This is a genomic window from Pseudomonas sp. FBF18 (assembly GCF_024261405.1).
GTDB lineage: Bacteria > Pseudomonadota > Gammaproteobacteria > Pseudomonadales > Pseudomonadaceae > Aquipseudomonas > Aquipseudomonas palmensis.
In genome coordinates this window covers 51,284-72,651 of sequence record NZ_QKRS01000011.1, presented here as the reverse complement: position 1 = coordinate 72,651, position 21,368 = coordinate 51,284, and the positions used below count along the sequence as shown (strand labels likewise).

General features: G+C 64.1%; 19 protein-coding genes. 2 read left to right on the top strand and 17 right to left on the bottom strand.

All coding sequences use genetic code 11. The annotated features are described in order from the left end of the window. Window positions 1–23: 23 nt before the first annotated feature. From DN387_RS17625 to gcl, 9 genes are all read right to left on the bottom strand, one after another. Window positions 24–2,063 carry a mechanosensitive ion channel family protein gene (locus DN387_RS17625; RefSeq protein ID WP_043859888.1) on the bottom strand — a complete coding sequence of 680 codons (2,040 nt, stop codon included), beginning with the start codon at window positions 2,061–2,063 and terminating at the stop codon, window positions 24–26. Window positions 2,064–2,301: 238 nt separating this feature from the next. Continuing rightward, window positions 2,302–3,303, bottom strand: a complete 1,002-nt coding sequence (locus DN387_RS17620) for a sulfate ABC transporter substrate-binding protein (RefSeq protein WP_043859889.1) — start codon at window positions 3,301–3,303, stop codon at window positions 2,302–2,304. A 92-nt stretch (window positions 3,304–3,395) separates the two neighbouring features. Then, window positions 3,396–4,220: an ion transporter gene (locus DN387_RS17615; protein ID WP_043859890.1), complete on the bottom strand. Its 825-nt coding sequence runs from the start codon at window positions 4,218–4,220 to the stop codon at window positions 3,396–3,398. Window positions 4,221–4,251: 31 nt separating this feature from the next. Then, window positions 4,252–5,130, bottom strand: coding sequence for an urea transporter (locus DN387_RS17610; protein WP_054915606.1), 879 nt, complete (start codon window positions 5,128–5,130; stop codon window positions 4,252–4,254). 169 nt (window positions 5,131–5,299) lie between these two features. Beyond that, a complete protein-coding gene (gene pyk / locus DN387_RS17605; RefSeq protein ID WP_043859892.1) occupies window positions 5,300–6,715 on the bottom strand; it encodes a pyruvate kinase in 1,416 nt (471 codons plus the stop codon). After that, window positions 6,705–7,985: a glycerate kinase gene (locus DN387_RS17600; RefSeq protein ID WP_054915605.1), complete on the bottom strand. Its 1,281-nt coding sequence runs from the start codon at window positions 7,983–7,985 to the stop codon at window positions 6,705–6,707. Before DN387_RS17600 ends, pyk begins: the two co-directional genes overlap by 11 nt. Before the next feature lie 183 nt (window positions 7,986–8,168). After that, entirely contained in the window at window positions 8,169–9,062 is an 894-nt protein-coding gene (locus DN387_RS17595; protein ID WP_054915604.1) for a 2-hydroxy-3-oxopropionate reductase, read from the bottom strand. 132 nt (window positions 9,063–9,194) lie between these two features. After that, the gene (hyi, locus tag DN387_RS17590; protein ID WP_054915603.1) at window positions 9,195–9,977 is read right to left on the bottom strand and encodes a hydroxypyruvate isomerase; all 783 of its coding nucleotides are present in this window, start codon (window positions 9,975–9,977) and stop codon (window positions 9,195–9,197) included. Window positions 9,978–10,034: 57 nt separating this feature from the next. Further along, window positions 10,035–11,810 (bottom strand): glyoxylate carboligase, encoded by a 1,776-nt coding sequence (gcl, locus tag DN387_RS17585; protein ID WP_054915602.1) that lies wholly within the window; start codon window positions 11,808–11,810, stop codon window positions 10,035–10,037. 257 nt (window positions 11,811–12,067) lie between these two features. Here gcl and DN387_RS17580 point away from each other — a divergent pair, with 257 nt between their 5' ends. Further along, window positions 12,068–12,508, top strand: coding sequence for a heme-binding protein (locus DN387_RS17580; protein WP_054915601.1), 441 nt, complete (start codon window positions 12,068–12,070; stop codon window positions 12,506–12,508). Window positions 12,509–12,598: 90 nt separating this feature from the next. On the opposite strand, the gene DN387_RS17575 is transcribed toward DN387_RS17580, so the two are convergent. Beyond that, entirely contained in the window at window positions 12,599–13,207 is a 609-nt protein-coding gene (locus tag DN387_RS17575; protein WP_043862341.1) for a TetR/AcrR family transcriptional regulator, read from the bottom strand. A gap of 155 nt (window positions 13,208–13,362) precedes the next feature. Here DN387_RS17575 and DN387_RS17570 point away from each other — a divergent pair, with 155 nt between their 5' ends. Further along, window positions 13,363–14,271: a DUF808 domain-containing protein gene (locus tag DN387_RS17570; RefSeq protein WP_054915600.1), complete on the top strand. Its 909-nt coding sequence runs from the start codon at window positions 13,363–13,365 to the stop codon at window positions 14,269–14,271. Window positions 14,272–14,354: 83 nt separating this feature from the next. On the opposite strand, the gene DN387_RS17565 is transcribed toward DN387_RS17570, so the two are convergent. From DN387_RS17565 to puuE, 7 genes are all read right to left on the bottom strand, one after another. Next, entirely contained in the window at window positions 14,355–15,140 is a 786-nt protein-coding gene (locus tag DN387_RS17565) for an outer membrane protein OmpK (protein WP_043862344.1), read from the bottom strand. 353 nt (window positions 15,141–15,493) lie between these two features. After that, window positions 15,494–16,279, bottom strand: a complete 786-nt coding sequence (locus DN387_RS17560) for an outer membrane protein OmpK (RefSeq protein ID WP_054915599.1) — start codon at window positions 16,277–16,279, stop codon at window positions 15,494–15,496. A 136-nt stretch (window positions 16,280–16,415) separates the two neighbouring features. Further along, window positions 16,416–17,771 (bottom strand): nucleobase:cation symporter-2 family protein, encoded by a 1,356-nt coding sequence (locus DN387_RS17555; RefSeq protein WP_043862346.1) that lies wholly within the window; start codon window positions 17,769–17,771, stop codon window positions 16,416–16,418. A 117-nt stretch (window positions 17,772–17,888) separates the two neighbouring features. Then, complete coding sequence (locus DN387_RS17550) at window positions 17,889–19,214, bottom strand: urate hydroxylase PuuD (protein WP_043862347.1); 1,326 nt, start codon at window positions 19,212–19,214, stop codon at window positions 17,889–17,891. 47 nt (window positions 19,215–19,261) lie between these two features. Next, on the bottom strand, window positions 19,262–19,765 hold the full coding sequence (locus DN387_RS17545) for an ureidoglycolate lyase (RefSeq protein WP_043862348.1): 504 nt from the start codon (window positions 19,763–19,765) through the stop codon (window positions 19,262–19,264). A 75-nt stretch (window positions 19,766–19,840) separates the two neighbouring features. Next, window positions 19,841–20,356, bottom strand: a complete 516-nt coding sequence (gene uraD, locus DN387_RS17540; protein WP_043862349.1) for a 2-oxo-4-hydroxy-4-carboxy-5-ureidoimidazoline decarboxylase — start codon at window positions 20,354–20,356, stop codon at window positions 19,841–19,843. Further along, window positions 20,353–21,282 carry an allantoinase PuuE gene (puuE, locus tag DN387_RS17535; protein WP_043862350.1) on the bottom strand — a complete coding sequence of 310 codons (930 nt, stop codon included), beginning with the start codon at window positions 21,280–21,282 and terminating at the stop codon, window positions 20,353–20,355. The genes uraD and puuE overlap by 4 nt, the downstream gene beginning before the upstream one ends. Window positions 21,283–21,368 lie beyond the last annotated feature (86 nt).

Genomic DNA, 21,368 nt, shown 5'->3' with positions numbered 1-21,368 from the left:
GGGAAGGTTGAACGCCGCAGTGTCTACACCGTTTCGTCGCGTACGTGGGCCGGCTGCGGGTAATACTGCGCGAAGCTCACGTCGTCGGTCTGGTCCACGCGCTTTTTCAGGCGTTCGTTGAACGCCCGGTTCACCGCGTACTGCCCGCCCGAGGTGGTGCGGAACTGGGCGGTGAGGGTGATGCCGTTGAGGTTCATGGCGTCCACCCCGAACACCTGCAGCGGCCCTTGCAGGCTGTGGCGCAGCACCGGGTCCTCGCTGATCGACTGGCCCACCTCGCGGATCAGGTGCAGGGCGCTGTCGACATCGGTCTGGTAGCTGAACTGCACCGAGAAGAACGCATAGGCGAACTGGCGCGACTGGTTGGTGACGGCCTTGATCTGGCCGAACGGTACCGAGTGCACGAAGCCCTTGCCGTCGCGCAGGCGCAGGGTGCGAATGGTCAGGCTCTCGACGGTGCCGGCGTGGCCGGAGTCGAGCACCACCCAGTCGCCGATGGCGATGGTGTCCTCGATCAGGATGAACAGGCCGGTGATCACGTCCTGTACCAGCTGCTGCGAACCGAAACCGATGGCCAGGCCGACCACCCCGGCACCGGCCAGCAGCGGCGCCACGTTGATGCCCAGGTTGGCCATGGTGGTGATGGTGCAGATCACCACCAGCACGATCTTCACCGCGTTGCGCAGCATCGGCAGGATGGTGCGCACCCGTGTGCTGGGCTGGCGCGAAGCGCGCCGGCCGGCGCTGGGCTTGAGGGCTTCCTGGATGGCGGTGTCGATCACCACCCACAGCAGCCAGGTGACCAGCAAGATCAACCCGATGCTGCTCAGCGAATCGCTGATTGCCCGGCCCAGGCTGTTGCGCACGGCGAATTCGAGCACCGAAAAGCCCCAGATGCGCCCCAGCAGCTCGATGAAGGCGATGGCCATGCCGATGCGCAGCAGCGCGTGGGCGAGGTTGCGCACCAGTTCCTTGTAGGGGCGAAGGCGCTGGCCGGGGTCGACCTCGCGGGACTTGAACAGGTGCTGCAGCACCGTGCTCAGGAACACCGTGCCCACCAGCAGCACCGTGGTCAGCAGGGCCTTTTGCAGGGCCTTCTGGCTTTCTTCGCCGGCGCCGATCAGGTTGATCGCCGATACCAGGATCATCATCAGGATCGGCAGGTACCACAGCCACGAGAAGATCCGCAGGGTTTCCTGCAGGGCGCGGTGCTGCAGGCGGTCGTGCAGGTCGCGGTTGCGGATCAGGTGGGCCACCGGGCGGCGCAGGCGAATCACCAGCGCGGCGAAGGCGAAGGTGGCCAGCAGGCCGGTGATCACCGCGATGCTGCTGGTGAGGTTGCCACCGATCTGGCGGGTGATCTGCGGGCTGGTCAGGGCGTCGGCCCAGGCGGCGAGAAAGCCGATCATGAACAACGGGCGTGGCGCGATCTTGCGAATGATGCGCACGGCGGTGCGCTTGTGGCCGGTGTCGAACACGGTGATCAGGCACAGGATGATCGACGTCGAGAACAGGCCGCTGCTGGTGGCGTAGGCCAGGCTCAGGCCCAGCGCGCGGCCGATCGAGGGGTCGAGCAGGCGCGTGCTGGCGTAGAGGGTGGCGGGCAGGCTGGCCAGGGCCGGCAGGGTGTAGGGCAGCAGGTAGCCGAGCAGTTTCTGCAACCGCGGACGTTCGCGCAGCGGGCGCCTGCGATTGATGTGGTGGGACAGCACGCGGCCCAGGCTGGTGAGCACGCCGAACACCACCAGCCAGGTGAGGCTGAGCAGGGCAAAGTCCACCAGCAGGTCGAAGGAGTCTTCGGCGTGGCGGTCGACCAGCTGGTTGGCCTCCTTGCTGGCGCGATTGGCGCGCAGGCGCCAGGCGTCGACCAGGTGACCGTCGACGTCGATTTCCTGGGTGACGCTGTCGAGGCTGTTGGCCAGGGCGCCGAGCAGGCCGCCCTGAACCACGGGTTCCGGTGCTTTTTCGGCGGTTTCGGCGCTGTCGGTGCCGGGGATGAGGCTGGCGGCGAGCAGTTGCGTGCTGAGCAGGCAACCGAGCAACAGGGTGAGCAATCGGGTCACTGGGCACTCCTTGAGCCGTGAATGACGGAAAGGGTAGTCCAAGGAACTGATCGGTATTTGCCGGGCAAGTTCGAAACCGAGGTGAATTCATCGCGGGTCAAGCCCGCTCACACAGGTGCGACATCGCCCTTGAAATCGGCACATCACCTTGTGGCAGCGGGCTTGACCCGCGACAGGCCCGAACGCCGGCCACAAAAAATCCGGGGCCCGTCACAGGCCCCGGATTCGTCACCCGGCCTTACTGCCCGGTGTAGATCTGGTCGAAGATCCCGCCGTCGTTGAAGTGGGTCTTCTGCACGGTGCGCCAGTCACCGAAGGTCTTTTCCACCGACAGGAAGTCGACTTTGGGGAAGCGGTCGGTGTACTTGGCCAGCACGGTCGCGTCGCGTGGGCGCAGGTAGTTGTTGGCGGCAATTTCCTGGGCTTCAGGCGACCACAGGTACTTCAGGTACTCCTCGGCGGTGGCACGGCTTTTCTTCTTGTCCACCACCTTGTCGACCACGCTCACCGGCGGCTCTGCTTCGGCCGACACGCTCGGGTAGATCACCTCGAACTGGTCGCGACCGAATTCGCGCGCGATCATCTCGGCTTCGTTCTCGAAGGTCACCAGCACGTCGCCGATCTGGTTGGTCATGAAGGTGGTGGTCGCGGCACGGCCACCGGTATCGAGCACCGGTGCCTGCTTGAACAGCTTGCCGACGAAGTCCTTGGCCTTGTTCTCGTCACCGCCGTTCTTGAGCACATAGCCCCATGCCGACAGGTAGGTGTAGCGGCCGTTGCCCGAGGTCTTGGGGTTGGGCACGATCACCTGTACGCCGTCCTTGAGCAGGTCGGGCCAGTCCTTCAGGGCCTTGGGGTTGCCCTTGCGCACGATGAACACGGTGGCGGAGGTGAAGGGCGCGCTGTTGTTGGGCAGGCGGGTGACCCAGTTGTCCGGCACCAGTTTGCCGTTGTCGGCCAGGGCATTGATGTCGGTGGCCATGTTCATGGTGATGACGTCGGCCGGCAGGCCGTCGATCACCGAGCGCGCCTGCTTGCTCGAACCGCCGAAGGACATCTGCACGTTGATCTTCTCTTTGTGCTCGGCTTCCCAGTGCTTCTGGAACGCGGCGTTGTAGTCCTTGTAGAAGTCGCGCATCACGTCGTAGGAGACGTTGAGCAGGGTGGTCGGGGCGGCCTGGGCGAGGTTGCCCAGGGCCAGGCCTGCGGCCAGAAGCGAGGCACCAAAGAGTTTTTTCACTGCGCATTCCTTGTTCGAGTTGGGAGAAAGGCATTATGCCAGCGACTATAGCGGCTCGGCCTTAGTCGCTTAAAGATTAAAAAGTGCTTTGGTTATTCCATTTTCTTGAACAGCGCATTGCCGCAGCGTGAACAGAACGCGGCGCTCTGCTCGTGGCTGCCCTTGTGGCAGGTGGGGCAGGCGTGCTGCAGCTGTTCGCCGCGCATGGCGTTGGCCAGCTCGGCAGTGAAGATGCCGGTGGGCACGGCAATGATCGAGTAGCCGGTGATCATCACCAGCGAGGAAATCACCTGGCCCAGCGGGGTCTTGGGCACGATGTCGCCAAAGCCCACGGTGGTCAGGGTCACGATGGCCCAGTAGATGCCCTTGGGGATGCTGGTGAAGCCGTGCTCCGGGCCTTCGACCACGTACATCAGGGTGCCGAACACCGTGACCAGGGTCGACACGCTGACCAGGAACACGATGATCTTCTGCTTGCTGCCGCGCAGCGCCGACATCAGGTAGTTGGCCTGCTTGAGGTACGGGCCGAGCTTGAGCACGCGGAAGATGCGCAGCATGCGGATCACGCGGATGATCAGCAGGTACTGCGCGTCACTGTAGTAGATGGCGATGATGCCCGGCACGATCGCCAGCAGGTCCACCAGCCCGTAGAAGCTGAAGGCGTAGCGCAGCGGCTTGGGCGAGCAGTACAGGCGGGTGAGGTATTCGGCCAGGAAGATGGCGGTAAAGCCCCACTCGATCCAGGCCAGCAGCCCGGCGTAGCCCTGGTGGACCTCGTCGATGCTGTCGAGGATGACGGTGATCAGGCTGGCCAGGATGATCAGCAGCAGAATGCTGTCGAAGCGCCGGCCGGCCACGGTGTCGGCTTGAAAGACGATGACGTAGAGGCGCTCGCGCCAGCTCGAAGGGGTGCTCATGGGCGCTTTCCATTACAAGATGGAGCAGAGCCTAGGGGCTGGCCCGCAGCTGTGCAAGCGGGCGACGTCGGGCAGCGGTACCCAGTTGCAGCAGCCAGCAGGCGAGGATGAACGGCGCGGTCAGGCCCGGCACCGGCAACAGGCCCAGCAGCGGTTGCAGCACGATGGCCAGAACGATGGCCAGCAACGGCCGCCAGGGTTGTGCGCGGGTCTGGCTGAAGGCCAGCGCGGCCAGCGCCGCATTGAAGCCGTACAGGCCGTAGTAGCCGGCGCCGGCCTCGCCACCGAGCAGCGCCACGCTGCCGCCCAGGGCGGCGCCCAGTAGCGCCCAGGCGGCGGCGTAGCGGTTGGCGATCAGCAGGCCCAGGGCAATCAGCAGGCCAGCCAGCGGCTGGTCGAGCAGGAAGATCTGGCCCAGGCCGCGGCCCAGGGCGAACAGCGGGTTGGCCGCGACCGGGGCGTAGCCGGCGCTGGAAGGCTCGGCCAGCGCCAGTACCGCCCAGCCGATCAGCACGAAGGGCGCGGTGTAGGCGGGCAGCAGGCGGCGGCTTTTGCGCTTGAGCCACTGGTGCACCAGCATGCTGCTCAGGCCCGCAGCGGCGATGATCAGCGGGGGCAGCAGGGCCGACCAGGGCAGTGCGTGGCTGAGCAGCAGGCCCAGCAGCACGCCGTTGTAGCTGTACAGGCCGGCCTGGCGGTCGGCGCGGTTGTAGCCGCGGCGCTGCGCGGTGAGCAGCCCGGCAAGGGCGCCCAGCAGCGCACCGCCGATGAGTTCGGGGGCGGTGATCAGGATGGCCAGCAGGCACAGCAGGCCGCACAGCGGGTTGCGCTGCAGCAGCACCTGACTGAAACCGTTGAGCAAGGCGGTGGCCCAGTCGGGGCACGGGTTGACGAAGTTCTTGGTGTACATGGCAGTGGGTCAGGGTGGGTGGAGTGGGGCGCCTCTTCGGGCTTTGTTGTCCCACGGTGTGGTGTGTCAATGCGCCCATCGCGGGTCAAGCCCGCTTCCACAAGGGCCGATGTGATCCTTGTGGGAGCGGGCTTGACCCGCGATGGGCGGCGCAGCCGCCCCAATCAAATCAGAGCAGGGTTTCGATCCGCAGCGTATTGGTCGACCCCGGCTTGCCAAAAGGCACACCGGCAGTGATCAACAGGATGTCGCCACGGCTGGCCATGCCCTGGGCCTGGGCAATCTCCAGTGCCGTGGACACCACTTCGTCCACCTGGCGCAACCGATCGTTGACCACCGAATGCACGCCCCAGGCCACACTCAGGCGCCGTGCGGTGTTGAGGTTGGGGGTCAGGTTGAGGATCGGTGCACGCGGCCGTTCACGCGCTGCGCGCAGGGTCGAGTTGCCCGACTCGCTGTAGTTCACCAGCACCGCCACCGGCAGGATGCCGCTGATGCGACGGATCGCGCAGCTGATCGCATCCGACACCGTGGCCTCGGCCTGTGGCCGGCCCACGTCCAGCTGGGCTTGGTAGTCCGGGCCGCTTTCGACCTGGCGGATGATCTTGCTCATCATCTGCACCGCTTCGAGCGGGTAGTCGCCCGAGGCGGTCTCGGCCGACAGCATCACCGCATCGGCGCCCTCGGCCACGGCGTTGGCCACGTCGGTGACCTCGGCGCGGGTCGGGGCCGGGCTGAAGCGCATCGACTCGAGCATCTGCGTGGCCACCACCACCGGGCGGCCCAGCTGGCGGCAGGTGGTGATGATGCGCTGCTGGATCTGCGGCACGCTTTCGGCCGGCACTTCCACGCCCAGGTCGCCACGGGCGACCATGATCGCGTCGCTCAACTGGGCAATCTCGCGCAGTTGCGTGACCGCCGAGGGCTTCTCGATCTTGGCCATCAGGTAGGCCCGGTCGCCGATCAGCTGGCGCGCCTCGATGATGTCTTCAGGGCGCTGCACGAACGACAGGGCCACCCAGTCCACGCCCAGTTCCAGGCCGAAGGTCAGGTCGCGACGGTCCTTTTCGGTCAGCGGGCTGAGCTCGAGCAGCGCCTGGGGCACGTTCACGCCCTTGCGGTCGGACAGTTCGCCGCCGTTGAGCACCTCGGTGTCGATGGCGTCGGCGTGCTTGGCGGTCACGCGCAGGCGCAGTTTGCCGTCATCGAGCAGCAGGTCCATGCCCGGCTCCAGCGCGGCGATGATCTCCGGGTGGGGCAGGTTGACCCGCTGTGCATCGCCCGGTGTGGCATCCAGGTCCAGGCGCAGGGCCTGGCCGCGTTGCAGCTGCACCTTGCCTTCGGCAAAACGCCCGACACGCAGCTTGGGGCCTTGCAGGTCCATGAGGATGCCCAGCGGGTAGTTGAGCTGGCGCTCCACTTCGCGGATCCATTCGAAACGCATGGCGTGGTCGGCGTGCTCGCCGTGGCTGAAGTTCAGGCGAAAGATGTTCACCCCGGCTTCGACCAGCTGACGGATGTCGTCGATGCCTTTGGTCGCGGGGCCGAGGGTGGCGAGGATTTTGACTTTCTTGTCAGGCGTCATGTTGTGCGGTCTCGAGGATCAGGATGGCGCGAAAATCGTTGACGTTGGTGCGCGTGGGCTCGGTAACGATCAAGGCGTCGAGCGCGGCGAAGTAACCGTAGCCATTGTTGTTGTCCAGCTCGTCCGCCGCCGACAGGCCCAGGGCCTGGGCACGCGCATAGCTGTCGGGGGTCATGAAGGCCCCGGCGTTGTCTTCGGAGCCGTCGATGCCGTCGGTGTCACCGGCCAGTGCGTACACGCCGGGCAACCCCTTCAGGCTTTCGGTGAGGCTGAGCAGGAACTCGGCGTTGCGCCCGCCGCGGCCATTGCCGCGCACGGTGACGGTGGTTTCGCCGCCCGACAGGATCACGCAGGGCGCCGCCAGTGGCTGGCCGTGCTGCACGATCTGGCGCGCGATGCCGGCATGCACCTTGGCCACTTCACGCGACTCACCCTCCAGGTCACCCAGGATCAGCGGGCTGAAGCCGGCCTGGCGCGCCTTTACCGCAGCGGCCTCCAGCGACTGCTGGGGGCGGGCGATCAGCTGGAAATGGCTGCGGGCCAGGGCCGGGTCATCGGCCTTGACGGTTTCGGAGGCCGGGTTGTTCAGCCACGCGGTGACGGCGGCCGGGGCCTGGATGTTGTAGCGCTTGAGGATCGCCAGCGCTTCGGCCGAGGTGCTCGGGTCGGCCACGGTGGGGCCGGAGGCGATCACGGTGGCGAGGTCGCCGGGTACGTCGGAAATCGCGTAGGTGTACACCGTGGCCGGCCAGCAGGCCTTGGCCAGGCGGCCGCCCTTGATCGCCGAGAGGTGCTTGCGCACGCAGTTCATCTCGCCGATGGTGGCGCCGGATTTGAGCAGGGCCTTGTTGACCTGCTGCTTGTCGGCCAGGGTCAGGCCTTCGGCGGGCAGGGCCAGCAGGGCGGAACCTCCACCGGAGAGCAGGAAGATCACCCTATCGTCGGCGCTGAGGTCGCTGACCATCGCCAGCACACGCTTGGCCACGGCCAGGCCGGCGGCGTCCGGTACCGGGTGGGCGGCTTCGACCACTTCGATCTTGCTGCAGCTGGCGCCGTGACCGTAGCGGGTCACGACCAGGCCCGAGACCTCGCCCTGCCAGCTGCGCTCGACCACTTCGGCCATGGCGGCGGCGGCCTTGCCGGCGCCGATGACGATGACGCGGCCGCTGCGGTCGCTGGGCAGGTGGGCTTCGAGCACCTGGCGTGGATGCGCGGCATCGATGGCCGTGGCGAACAGCTCGCGCAGAAAGTGTTGCGGATCGACCGACATGGCAGGCTCCCAAATCTTATTGTTTTGCAGAATCGAAAACGCCCCTGGGCCTGCCTCCGTGCAGACGGGCCCAAGGGCGGGTGGTGCTCTTTAGCGCGGCAAGCTTCAGGCTACAAGCTGCAAGAGACAGCGGACCGATGCGCGGTCTGCCGGTCTTGCCGCGTGAAACCTGCCGCTTGACGCTTACTTGTCGCCGCGGATCGAGAAGTTGGCCATGTGCTCAAGGCCCTTGACCAGCGCCGAGTGGTCCCAGTTGGCGCCACCGATGGCCGCGCAGGTGCTGAACACCTGTTGGGCATTGGCGGTGTTGGGCAGGTTGATGTTCAGCTCCTTGGCACCCTGCAGGGCCAGGTTCAGGTCCTTCTGGTGCAGGCTGATGCGAAAGCCCGGGTCGAAGGTGCCCTTGATCATGCGCTCGCCGTGCACTTCGAGGATTTTCGAGGAGGCAAAGCCGCCCATCAGTGCTTCGCGCACCTTGGCCGGGTCGGCGCCGTTCTTGGCGGCGAACAGCAGGGCTTCGGCAACGGCCTGGATGTTCAGGGCCACGATGATCTGGTTGGCGACCTTGGCGGTCTGGCCGTCACCACTGCCACCCACGTGGGTGATGTTCTTGCCCATGGCCTGGAACAGCGGCTGGGCACGTTCGAAGGCTTTGGGGCAACCGCCGACCATGATGCTCAGGGTCGCGGCCTTGGCGCCGACTTCACCACCGGACACCGGGGCGTCGAGGTAGGTGGCGCCGGTGGCCTTGATCTTCTCGGCGAAGGCTTTGGTGGCGGTAGGGGAGATCGAGCTCATGTCGATCACCACCTTGTTCGGGCCAATGCCCTGGGCCACGCCGTTTTCACCGAACAGCACGGCTTCGACCTGGGGAGTGTCCGGCACCATGACGATGATGAATTCGGCTTCCTGGGCCACTTCCTTGGGGTTGGCCAGGGCCACGCCGCCGGCGGCGATCAGGTCGCTCGGCGCGGCGCCGTGGTGCGAGGAAAGGAACAGGCTGTGACCTGCCTTCTGCAGGTTCTGAGCCATTGGAAGGCCCATGATGCCGGTGCCGATGAATCCGATTTTAGCCATGAGAGTTGCCTCTTGTATTTGTTGTGGGGACCCTGTGGGAGCGGGCTTGACCCGCGATAGCGGCGGTGAACGCGCTATCGCATCGCGGGTCAAGCCCGCTCCCACAGGAAATGCGTCCCGGCAGAAAGATGATTAGATCGCGTTGTGGGTCTTGAGCCAGCCAAGGCCCGCTTCGGTGGTGGTCAGCGGCTTGTATTCGCAGCCTACCCAGCCCTGGTAGCCGATACGGTCCAGGTGCTCGAACAGGAAGCGGTAGTTGATCTCGCCGGTGCCCGGCTCGTTGCGGCCAGGGTTGTCGGCCAGCTGGATGTGGTTGATCTTGGCCAGGTTGCCTTCCATCGTGCGGGCCAGGTCACCTTCCATGATCTGCATGTGGTAGATGTCGTACTGCAGGAACAGGTTGGTGCTGCCCACTTCGGCCTGGATCTCCAGCGCCTGCTTGGTGGTGTTCAGGTAGAAGCCCGGGATGTCGCGGGTGTTGATCATCTCCATCACCAGCTTGATGCCTGCTGCCTGCAGCTTGTCGGCGGCGAACTTCAGGTTGTCGACGAAGGTCTTGCGCACCGTGGCGCAGTCCGGGCCTTGTGGGCGAATACCGGCCAGGCAGTTGACCTGGGTGTTGCCCAGTACCTGGGCGTAGGCAATGGCCAGGTCAACGCCGGCACGGAATTCCTCGACACGGGACGGGTCGCAGGCGATGCCGCGATCACCCTTGGCCCAGTCGCCGGCCGGCAGGTTGAACAGCACCTGGGTCAGGCCGTTGCTGTCCAGGTGCTGCTTGATTTCAGCCGAGCTGAAATCGTACGGGAAGAGGTACTCGACCCCGCTGAAGCCGGCGTCGGCAGCAGCCTTGAAACGGGCGAGAAAGTCCTGCTCGGTGAACAGCATGGACAGGTTGGCGGCGAAACGAGGCATGGTTGTCTCCTTGCAAAAGTGGGCCCTGTGCGCTGGGCAGCAGGGCCGCTACAACAGTCAGTCGAGCAGCGAGATCGCGGTTGGCGCGTCGTTGCCGACCAGCGCCAGGTCTTCGAATTCGTTGACCGCGTTGATTTCGGTACCCATGGAAATATTGGTCACGCGCTCGAGGATCACCTCGACCACGACCGGCACCTTGAACTCTTCGGCCATCTGCAGGGCCTTGCGCAGGGCCGGCTGGATTTCTTCCGGCTTGAACACGCGCAGTGCCTTGCAACCCAGACCTTCTACAACCGCGACGTGGTCCACGCCGTAGCCGTTCAGTTCCGGGGCGTTGAGGTTCTCGAACGCCAGCTGTACACAGTAATCCATCTCGAAGCCGCGTTGGGCCTGGCGGATCAGCCCCAGGTAGGAGTTGTTCACCACTACATGGATGTACGGCAGGTTGAACTGCGCGCCCACCGCCAGCTCTTCGATCATGAACTGGAAGTCATAGTCGCCCGACAGTGCCACGACCTTGCGCGACGGGTCGGCCTTGACCACGCCCAGTGCCGCAGGAATGGTCCAGCCCAGCGGGCCGGCCTGGCCGCAGTTGATCCAGTGACGCGGCTTGTACACGTGCAGGAACTGCGCACCGGCGATCTGCGACAGGCCGATGGTGCTGACGTAGCAGGTGTCCTTGCCGAACACCTGGTTCATTTCCTGGTACACGCGCTGCGGCTTGACCGGCACGTTGTCGAAGTGGGTCTTGCGGTGCAGGCTGGCCTTGCGCTGCTGGCAGTCCTTGAGCCACTCGCCACGGTCCTTGAGCTTGCCGGCGGCTTTCCACTCGCGGGCCACTTCCAGGAACACGTCCAGTGCGGCGCCGGCGTCGGACACGATACCCAGGTCCGGGGTGAACACGCGGCCAATCTGGGTCGGTTCGATGTCGACGTGAATGAAGCGACGGCCTTCGGTGTACACATCCACCGAGCCGGTATGGCGGTTGGCCCAGCGGTTGCCGATGCCCAGCACCACGTCCGACTTGAGCATGGTCGCGTTGCCGTAGCGGTGCGAGGTCTGCAGGCCGACCATGCCCACCATCAGCGGGTGGTCGTCAGGGATGGTGCCCCAGCCCATCAGGGTCGGGATGACCGGGATACCGGTGAGTTCGGCGAATTCCACCAGCTTGTCGCTGGCATCGGCGTTGATGATGCCGCCACCGGCCACCAGCAGCGGACGCTCGGCGGAGTCGAGCATGGCCAGGGCCTTCTCGACTTGCACGCGGTTGGCCGACGGCTTGCTCACCGGCAGCGGCTGGTAGGCGTCGATGTCGAATTCGATCTCGGCCATCTGCACGTCGAACGGCAGGTCGATCAGTACCGGGCCAGGACGGCCGGTGCGCATTTCATAGAAGGCTTTCTGGAACGCATACGGCACCTGGCCAGGTTCGAGCACGGTGGTGGCCCACTTGGTGACCGGCTTGACGATGCTGGTGATGTCGACGGCCTGGAAGTCTTCCTTGTGCAGGCGCGAGCGGGGCGCCTGGCCGGTGATGCACAGAATCGGGATGGAGTCGGCCGAGGCGCTGTACAGGCCGGTGACCATGTCGGTGCCGGCAGGGCCGGAGGTGCCGATGCACACGCCGATGTTGCCGGCCTTGGTACGGGTGTAGCCCTCGGCCATGTGCGAGGCACCTTCCACGTGACGAGCAAGGACGTGATCGATGCCGCCGACTTTCTTCAGGGCCGAATACAGCGGGTTGATCGCGGCGCCCGGGATGCCGAATGCGGTGTCGACGCCTTCACGGCGCATGACCAGCACGGCTGCATCGATTGCTCTCATTTTGCTCATGGTTTTGTGCCTCTTAGATTTTGTAATTGTATACAAATTGCTTTTCGACAGAGTGTATTCACGGCAGGCGACTCTGGTCAATCCATTTTCATCCGCCACCGGGTGCTTTCGTCGTTACCCCGTAAAAAAGGGGTTGTGACGGGTTTTGGTCGGATGGAGTGAATTATTGTATACAAAAATATTCTTCATTGTGTTCTATTTGTTGTATTGGTTTTTCACTTGCCCACGTGGGCTTCTAACAACAAGAGGACCTTTGGATGAACGTTCTGAGCTTGAAAGTAGCGGTGAGCCTGGTGAATGGCGCGCTGGCGGCCGGCCGCAGGATTTCGGCGGCGCCGCTGACCGTGGTGGTGCTCGATGCCGGTGGGCACCTGCTGACCCTGCAGCGCGAGGACGGCGCCAGCCTGCTGCGTCCGCAGGTGGCGATGGGCAAGGCATGGGGCGCGATTGCGCTGGGCAAGGGCTCGCGCCTGCTGGCGCTGGACGCGCAGCAGCGTCCGGCGTTCTTCGCCGCGCTCAACGGGTTGGGCCAGAGCCCGGTGGTGCCGGCGCCGGGTGGGGTGCTGATTCGGGATCAGAGCGGGGCAGTGCTGGGCGCGATCGGTATCAGCGGTGATACGTCGGATATCGACGAGCAGTGCGCGATCAGTGCGATCGAAGAGGCGGGGTTGACGGCGGATGCGGGGGTAGCGGCTTAAGGCCCTATCGCGGGTCAAGCCCGCTCCCACAAAGATCACTGGTGTTTTTGTGGGAGCGGGCTTGACCCGCGATGCAGTCGCCGCTATCTGTCAGGCGTCCGGCGCACAGCCCTTGAGCACCAGCCGGATGATGGTCTGCGCCGCCGCCTCGTAGTCGCTGTCCTCGAGCTTGGCCTTGCCGGTGACCACCGAGATCTGCCAGTCGAAATCGGCATAGGTCTGGGTTGCAGCCCAGATGCTGAACATCAGGTGGTGCGGGTCGACCGGCGCGATCAGGCCGCGCTCGATCCAGCCCTGGATGCATTCGATGTTGTGCCGTGCCTGCACGTTGAGCTGCTCGACCTGGCTGGCGCTCAGGTGCGGCGCGCCGTGCATGATCTCGCTGGCGAACACCTTGGACGCGAAGGGCAGGTCGCGGGAGATGCGCACCTTGGAGCGGATGTAGGCACTGAGCACCTCTTGCGGCTCACCGTCGGCATTGAACGGGGTGGAGGCCTGCATGATCGGCTCGATGATGCTTTCGAGCACCTCGCGGTAGAGGTTTTCCTTGGATTTGAAGTAGTAGTAGACGTTGGGCTTGGGCAGGCCGGCCTTGGCCGCGATGTCGCTGGTCTTGGTGGCGGCGAAGCCCTTGTCGGCGAACTCCTCGCTGGCGGCCCGCAGGATCAGTTCTTTGTTGCGCTCGCGAATGGTGCTCATGGTGGCGCTGTTCCTTGTATCTGGCCGCGTGCGGCAACAGGCCTGGGCAGGCGGTTGCGCATGGTAGCACCGCGTTCGCGAAGCGCTCAAGGTCGCCCCTTTTGCCCATCGACAGGCTAAGCTTGGCGCCATCTCACCTCAATGGAACATGAATCATGGCTGCAAGCAGTTTGCTGGTACTGATCGACGATATCGCCACGGTACTCGACGATGTCTCGGTCATGACCAAGGTCGCGGCCAAGAAGACCGCCGGCGTACTGGGTGATGATCTGGCCCTCAATGCCCAGCAGGTCACGGGTGTGCGCGCCGAGCGGGAACTGCCGGTGGTGTGGGCGGTGGCCAAGGGCTCGTTCCTGAACAAGCTGATCCTGGTGCCGGCTGCGTTGCTGATCAGCGCATTCATCCCGTGGGCGGTAACCCCGCTGCTGATGCTCGGCGGCGCCTACCTGTGCTTCGAGGGGTTCGAAAAGCTCGCGCACAGGTTTCTGCACAGCGCCGAGGAGGCCAAGGCCGGGCATGCTGCATTGACCGAAGCAGTGGCCAACCCGGCGGTCGACCTGGTGACGTTCGAGAAAGACAAGATCAAGGGCGCGGTGCGTACCGACTTCATTCTCTCGGCCGAGATCATCGCCATCACGCTGGGCACCGTGGCCGATGCGCCACTGCCCCAGCAGATCATCGTGCTGTCGGGCATCGCGATCGTGATGACGATCGGCGTGTACGGGCTGGTGGCGGGGATCGTCAAGCTGGATGACCTGGGCCTGTGGCTGACGCAAAAGGCCTCGCGTGCAGCCAAGGCCATCGGCAACGGCATTTTGAGTGCGGCGCCCTACATGATGAAAAGCCTGTCGGTGATCGGCACCGCAGCGATGTTCCTGGTAGGTGGCGGGATTCTGGTGCATGGCATCGCGCCGCTGCATCATGCCATCGAGGCCTTCGGCGAAGGGCGTGGCGGGGCGCTGACGACGGCCTTGCTCAATGCCGGCGTGGGCGTAGTGGCGGGGGCTGCGGTGCTGGCGGTGGTTGCGGTGGTGGGCAAGCTCTGGAAGGCCATCCGGGGCTGATGGCCTCTTCGCCGGCAAGGCCGGCTCCTACAGGAGTGAGCCGTCTGTAGGAGCCGGCCTTGCCGGCGAAGAACGCAACCCGGTCAGAAGTGCACTTTCACCAGCAGGCTCGCGGTGTTCTGGTCGGTATCGAAGGCGTCGCTGTCCTTGATGCCGTACTTGTCTTTCCAGTAGTCGTATTCGAAACCGACGTACAGCTGTTTTTCGCCCAGGTTCAGGGCCTTGCCCAGGTCATACTTGATCTGCGGGTTGAAGTGCAGGTTGGAATGATAGGTGCCGCGACGCCGGGTCTCGTCGTTGTCCACCACCCAGTCCATGTAGCCGTCGATCAGGATGTCCGACTTGCCCACGGGAATGGTGTACGACCACACCGGGGTGATCTGCCATACGTTGTCACCGGCGCGGCTGCCCTCGGTGTGGCGCTGGTAGAAGTTGAGCTGGAAGTAGTCGAAGCCGGGGATGGCCAGGTCGAAGCCTGGGCCGATCAGGTACGACTCGTTGTCTCCCTCGCCAAACTCGTAGGTCATGGCCAGCAGCACATCCTTGACCGGGCCGAACTCCAGTTTCTGGTCGAAGATCTTGCCGAACGACAGGCGCGGGGTGAACTCGCCGTAGTAGGTGTTCGGGCCGACGTTGCCGTCCTTCTTGCCGTTGTAGAAGATCTTGTCGATGAACAGGAAGTTGTCGCCGTACTTCCAGGCATCGGCGTGCTCGAAAGTGAAGGTCTGCTGGATCTGCGGGTTGACCGTAAAGTCCTTGCCGTAGAGGTAGGTCAGGCTGTTGTTCTGCCACTGCAGCAGGTCACCGGCGGTGGCGGTACTTGCCGCCAGCAGGCCGCCTGCAAGCATCAGGCTGTTGGTAATGCGCATTGCGTGCTCCCTTGATTGATTCGGCACTCTGTGTCGGCGCCGTTCTGGTTCAACGTGTTGTCTTTTTGGTCAGCTTTTTTCGATCGGCCACAGCGCGTTCGCAAGAGCTGAGCCAACCTTGGCGGGTTGGCGCAACGGGCCTGCTCGACGTCTTTCTGAACAGTTGAACAAGGGGCGTGAGGCTGGCAATACGCTTACCAACCGCCCGAATTCATTGACTGAGCGGTCAGTAAACGCAGGTAGGAGGGGTCCTACCCTGAGCGAGGGGGCGCGCAGATTACTGGCTTGCGCGCCGTCCCTCAAGTGCTCCGTTATGGAGCGTGTGCGACAAAAACTGTGCGTTCGATCAGGTTTTAGAAGTGAACCTTGATCAGCGCACTGGTCACGCTCTGGTTGGTCTTGAGGCGATCGCTGTCCTCGATGCCGTATTTGTCCTTCCAGTAGCTGTATTCGATACCCACGTACAGCTGCTTGGCGCCGATGTTCAGCGCCTTGCCAAGGTCGTACTTGACCTGCGGGTTGAAGTGCAGGTTGGCGTGGTAGGTGCCGCGACGGCTTTCGTCGTTGTCCACCACCCAGTCCATGTAGCCATCGATCAGCAGGTCGGACCTGCCCATGGGGATGGTGTAGGAGAACGCCGGGGTGATCTGCCACACGCGATCACCCGGGCGGCTGCCTTCGGTGTTGCGCTGGTAGAAGTTGAGGGTGAAGTAGTTGAAGCCGGGGATGGCCAGGTCGAAGCCCGGGCCGATCAGGTAGGCCTCTGTGTCGCCTTCACCGGTTTCGTAGGTCATGGCCAGCAGCACGTCCTTGATCGGGCCGAACTCCAGCTTCTGGTCGAAGATCTTGCCGAACGACAGGCGCGGGCTGATCTCGCTGTAGTAGGTGTTCTTGCCCTTGTTACGGTCTTGGCCGCCGTTGTAGAAGATCTTGTCGACGAACAGGAAGTTGTCGCCGTACTTCCATTTGTTGGCGTGCTCGAAAGTCACCGTCTGCTGGATCCGCGGGTTGACCTGAAAGTCCTTGCCGTACAGATACGTCAGGCTGTTGGTGTGCCAGAGCAGCAGGTCCTCCGCTACCGCAGGAAGCGTGGCCAGCAAGCTGCTGCCCAGCAAGAGGGAAGAGGTGATGCGTTTCATGTGGTTATTCCCGGCTATTGTTATTGTTGGATTGCGGTTTTTTCGGCGCAAACGCGCCCCGAGCGGCCCACTCCCAGGGGCCGACGGTACTGCGTGGTGCTCGGGTTGAGCGGGGCGGCAGGCGCCGCCCCGTGTATCAGTGCTGGTGCACGGCGTCGTTGTGCGCGGCGCGTTCGGCGCCGCCCAATACGTTGAACAGCAGGTTCAGTACCAGGGCACTGACGGTGGCCATGGCGATGCCGCTGTGGGTGATCGGCTCCATCCATTGCGGCATCTGCGCGAAGAACTCCGGACGTACCACCGGGATCAGGCCCATGCCGACGCTGACGGCCACCAGCAACTGGTTGCGTCGGTCGCCGATGTCGGCCTCCTGCAGGATCTTGATGCCGGTGGCCGCGACCATGCCGAACATGGCGATGGAGGCGCCGCCCAGTACCGCCGGCGGGATCGAGGCAATCAGGAATGCCGCCTTGGGCAGCAGGCTGAGCACGATCAGGAACAGCCCGGCCACCACGGTCACGTAGCGGCAGCGCACGCCGGTCATCTGGACCAGGCCGATGTTCTGTGCGAACGAGGAGTGGGTGAAGGTGTTGAAAAAGCCTGCCACGAACGAGGCGCCGGCGTCCCAGAACAGGCCGCGACGCAGCATGCCCGGGGTCACTTCACGCTCGGTGACCTTGCCCAGCGCCAGGAACATGCCGGTGGACTCGACAAAGATGATCACCACCACCAGGCACATCGACAGGATCGGCGCCAGGCTGAAGGTGGGCATGCCGAAGTGCAGCGGGGTGACCACCTGTACCCAGGGGGCCTGGGCCAGGCCGCTGAGGTCGACCATGCCGATGGCGCCGGCAATGATGTAGCCCAGGCCCATGCCGATCAGTACCGACACGTTCACCCAGAAGCCACGCATGAAGCGATTGATCAGCAGGATGGTGGTCAGCACCAGGCCGGCCACGGCCAGGTAGATCGGCGAGCCGAACGGCGCGGCCGCCGCGCCGCCGCCGGCCCAGTTGACGGCGACCGGGAACAGCGACAGGCCGATGGAGGTAATCACCGTGCCGGTGACCAGTGGCGGGAAAAACCTCACCACCTTGGACATGAACGGGGCGATCAGCATGCCGAAGAAGCCGGCGGCGATGGTCGCGCCGAAAATCCCCTGCAGGCCCACGCCGGGCATGCCGGCCATGGCCACCATGCTGCCGACGGCGGCGAAGCTGGCGCCCATCATCACCGGCATGCGGATGCCCAGTGCGCCAATGCCGAGCGACTGGACCACGGTGGCGACACCGGCGACCAGCAGATCGGCATTGATCAGGAATGCGATTTCTTCACGAGAGAGCCCGGCGGCCTGCCCGATGATCAGCGGCACCGCAATGGCACCTCCGTACATCAGCAGAACATGTTGCAAACCCACCAGGATCAGTTGCAGCAGGGGCAGTGGCTGTCGTGGCGGCGCAACGGGGATGTACGCCTTGCGTGACTCGGACATGCAGCACCTCAGGTTTTGTTTTTATTCTGGGTAGCTGCAGGCTCAGGCGCCCTGCTTGCGAAGAAGCAGGAGGCCGCGCCTGGCTTGCAGCTTGTAGCTTGCCGCTTGAAGCTTGTATCAGTTGGTTGGAGCACCCTTGGCGATCCATGCACCAATCAGTTCACGTTCCTGCTGGGTCATCTGGGTGATGTTGCCCAGGGGCATGATCTGGCTGGCGACGGCCTGTGCCTGGATGCGTGGGGCCAGTTGCTGGATCTGTTGCGGGGTATCGAGCATCACGCCGGCCGGGGCGGCACTGAACAGCGGGCTGGTCGGCTTGGCCGAATGGCACACGGTGCAGCGTTCCTGGATGACGCTGTGGATCTTGTCGAAGTTGCCGCTGTCCGCCGCAGCGGTGGCAGTGGCGGGTGCTTCGGCCGGGGTGGCGGCAGGTGCCGGGTTGGCAGCCTGTTCGGCGGCTTTCTCGGCAGCGGTCTTGCCACCCAGTGCGGTTTCCGGCAGCGGCTGGTACTGGACCTTGGCAGCGGCCTGCTCAGGGGCGGTCGGCATCGGCTTGGGGCCGGTGACGTAGGCCAGGCAGATCATCGCCAGGGCGCCGACGGGCAGGGTCCAGGCGTACTTGGCGCTGTCGTGGCGGGTGTTGAAGTAGTGACGCACCAGCACCGCTGCAATCGCGATCCCGGCCAGGATCAGCCAGTTGTACTGGCTGCCGTAGGTGCTCGGGAAGTGGTTGCTGATCATGATGAACAGCACCGGCAGGGTGAAGTAGTTGTTGTGGCGCGAACGCAGCAGGCCCTTGGCCGGCAGGGTCGGGTCGGGGGTTTCGTTCTTCTCGATGGCGGCGACCAGTGCACGCTGGGCCGGCATGATGATGCGGAACACGTTGCCGACCATGATGGTGCCGATGATCGCGCCGGTGTGCAGGTACGCACCACGGCCGCTGAACACCTGGCTGAAGCCGTAGCAGGCCGCAATGATCAGCACGAACAGCACCAGGCCGAGCAGGCCGGGGCGCTTGCCCAGGGGCGAGTCGCACAGCACGTCGTAGATGAACCAGCCGGCGATCAGCGAACCGACGCCGATGGCGATGCCTTCACCACCGCTCAGGGTGCTGCCGGGGGCCAGCAGGTAGACGCTGGGGTTCCAGTAGAACACCAGGCACAGCAGGGCAATACCCGACATCCAGGTGAAGTAGGCTTCCCATTTGAACCAGTGCAGGTTCTCCGGCATTTTCGGCGGGGCCAGCTTGTACTTTTCCAGGTGGTAGATACCGCCACCGTGAATCGCCCAGAGGTCGCCCGACAGACCGTCGCGCGGGTTGGCCCGGTTGAGGTTGTTCTCCAGCCATACGAAGTAGAACGACGCGCCGATCCAGGCCACGCCAGTGATCATGTGAACCCAGCGCACGCTCAGGTTCAGCCATTCCAACAGATGTGCTTCCACAGTCTTTACCTCTTGCCGGTCACCGCAGGCCAGTGACCGACCTTCTCTTATTGGTGGGGTGCGAGGATCAGTTGCTCATCCTCATTGAAGAAATGTTCGTCGCAGTTGTTGCCGGAACCGCTGCGATCAACCACCAGGAAGTCATCCCGCTTTTCGATCGTCAGCACCGGGTGGTGCCAGACGCCGCGATGGTAATTGATGCCCTGCCTGCCATTACTGACAAAGGCGCGGACAAGACCCGATACAGGTACATCGCCAACGGGCGCGACCACGATCAGAAAGGGATTGCCGAGCAGCGGGATGAAGGCCTGGCTGCCCAGCGGATGGCGCTCCAGCATGCGCACGGTCAGCGGCATGTCCTGCGCGTCGGCGCGGAAGATGCTGATGATGGCGGAGTCCTCGGGCTGGGCGGTTTCTACCGTGGCCAGCTTGTGGAAGCGCATGGTCGAACCGTTGTTGATCATGAAGTGGTCGCTGCCGTCGGTTTCGATCACGTCACCGAAAGGGGCGAAGGCTTCTTTGGTCAGGGGCTCAATCACTAAAGTGCGCATGCGGGTGTTCTCTAATTATGTGTTGTCGGGGCTTTGGCGAATGCCGGCAGGCCAGTGCCTGCCAAGGCGCGCCGGTTACAGCTGCTGCAGGCGGAACAGGGCGATCAGGTTGATCTGCGCCAGGGCTTCCTTGAACTCGGCCTCGACCGAGTTGTGGATGCGTTTCTCGAACGAGGCGAGGATCTGGTGCCGGTTGCTGCCTTTTACCGCCATGATGAACGGGAACTGGAACCTGGCCTTGTAGGCGTCGTTGAGTTCGGTGAAACGGGCGAACTCTTCGGCGGTGCACTGGTGGATGCCGGCGCCAGCCTGTTCGTTGGTGCTCGATTCGGTCAGTTCGCCCTGGACGGCGGCTTTGCCGGCCAGGTCCGGGTGAGCATTGATCAGGGCCAGCTGGCTGGCGTGATCGGCGCTGAGCAGGATGTCGCTCATGCGCTGGTGCAGGGCTTCGATCTGGTCCAGCTCGTGCAGTTGGCCCAGGTCGTAGGCTTTTTCGGCGACCCACGGCGAGTGCTCGTAGATGTCGGCGAAGGCGGCGACGAACGCGGCACGGTCCAGGGTCGAAGGCTTGAGGGTCTTGAAGTCGGTCATTTGGCGCTCTCGGCTTGGAAAGGGTGGGTGGCATGCCAGTGGCGGGCGATGTCCACGCGCCGGGCGAACCACACCTGCTCATGGCTCTTGGCGTACTCCACGAAGCGCTTGAGCGCGGCGATGCGTGCCGGGCGGCCGATCAGGCGGCAGTGCAGGCCGATCGAGAGCATCTTCGGCGCCTCGGCACCTTCGGCGTAGAGCACGTCGAAGGCGTCCTTGAGGTACTGGAAGAACTGCTCGCCACAATTGAAGCCCTGCACCTGGGTGAAGCGCATGTCGTTGGTGTCCAGGGTGTAGGGGATCACCAGGTGCGGCTTGCCGGTGGGGTTGTTGGGCTCCCAGTAGGGCAGGTCGTCGTCGTAGGTGTCGCTGTCGTAGAGGAAGCCGCCTTCCTCCATCACCAGGCGGCGGGTGTTGGGCCCGGTACGGCCGGTGTACCAGCCCAGCGGGCGCTCGCCGGTGAGGTCGGTGAGAATGCGGATGGCCTCGAGCATGTGCTCGCGCTCCTGGTTCTCGTCCATGTACTGGTAGTCGATCCAGCGGTAGCCGTGGCTGCAGATCTCATGGCCGGCGGCGACCATGGCGCGGATCACGTCGGGGTGGCGCTGGGCGGCCATGGCCACGGCAAACACGGTGAGCGGCACGCCGGTGTCTTCGAACAGCTTGAGCAGGCGCCACACACCGGCGCGGCTGCCATACTCGTAAAGCGATTCCATGCTCATGTTGCGGGCGCCCTGCAGGGGCTGCGCCGAGACCATCTCGGAAAGGAAGGCTTCGGATTCCTTGTCCCCGTGAAGAATGTTGCGTTCGCCACCTTCTTCATAGTTGAGCACGAAAGACAAAGCGATGCGGGCATTCCCCGGCCAGCGCGGATGGGGTGGGTTGTTGCCGTAACCGATCAGGTCGCGAGGATAATCAGCGCTCACTGCAGCCTTCCTTCTTGTACGTGAAAACGGGGGTGTGGTGTCTGAGTCAGGTCATCGGCCACAACGATGGAGTGATTGTATACAAC

Bases quoted from the DNA above. Each gene is read 5' to 3' on its own strand.
- DN387_RS17555 (WP_043862346.1), bottom strand. From the start codon at position 17,771: ATGTCCGAGTCACGCAAGGCGTACATCCCCGTTGCGCCGCCACGACAG.
- DN387_RS17560 (WP_054915599.1), bottom strand. From the start codon at position 16,279: ATGAAACGCATCACCTCTTCCCTCTTGCTGGGCAGCAGCTTGCTGGCC.
- DN387_RS17565 (WP_043862344.1), bottom strand. From the start codon at position 15,140: ATGCGCATTACCAACAGCCTGATGCTTGCAGGCGGCCTGCTGGCGGCA.
- DN387_RS17610 (WP_054915606.1), bottom strand. From the start codon at position 5,130: ATGTACACCAAGAACTTCGTCAACCCGTGCCCCGACTGGGCCACCGCC.
- DN387_RS17575 (WP_043862341.1), bottom strand. From the start codon at position 13,207: ATGAGCACCATTCGCGAGCGCAACAAAGAACTGATCCTGCGGGCCGCC.
- gcl (WP_054915602.1), bottom strand. From the start codon at position 11,810: ATGAGCAAAATGAGAGCAATCGATGCAGCCGTGCTGGTCATGCGCCGT.
- DN387_RS17595 (WP_054915604.1), bottom strand. From the start codon at position 9,062: ATGGCTAAAATCGGATTCATCGGCACCGGCATCATGGGCCTTCCAATG.
- DN387_RS17570 (WP_054915600.1), top strand. From the start codon at position 13,363: ATGGCTGCAAGCAGTTTGCTGGTACTGATCGACGATATCGCCACGGTA.
- pyk (WP_043859892.1), bottom strand. From the start codon at position 6,715: ATGACGCCTGACAAGAAAGTCAAAATCCTCGCCACCCTCGGCCCCGCG.
- DN387_RS17615 (WP_043859890.1), bottom strand. From the start codon at position 4,220: ATGAGCACCCCTTCGAGCTGGCGCGAGCGCCTCTACGTCATCGTCTTT.
- DN387_RS17600 (WP_054915605.1), bottom strand. From the start codon at position 7,985: ATGTCGGTCGATCCGCAACACTTTCTGCGCGAGCTGTTCGCCACGGCC.
- DN387_RS17580 (WP_054915601.1), top strand. From the start codon at position 12,068: ATGAACGTTCTGAGCTTGAAAGTAGCGGTGAGCCTGGTGAATGGCGCG.
- hyi (WP_054915603.1), bottom strand. From the start codon at position 9,977: ATGCCTCGTTTCGCCGCCAACCTGTCCATGCTGTTCACCGAGCAGGAC.
- DN387_RS17545 (WP_043862348.1), bottom strand. From the start codon at position 19,765: ATGCGCACTTTAGTGATTGAGCCCCTGACCAAAGAAGCCTTCGCCCCT.
- uraD (WP_043862349.1), bottom strand. From the start codon at position 20,356: ATGACCGACTTCAAGACCCTCAAGCCTTCGACCCTGGACCGTGCCGCG.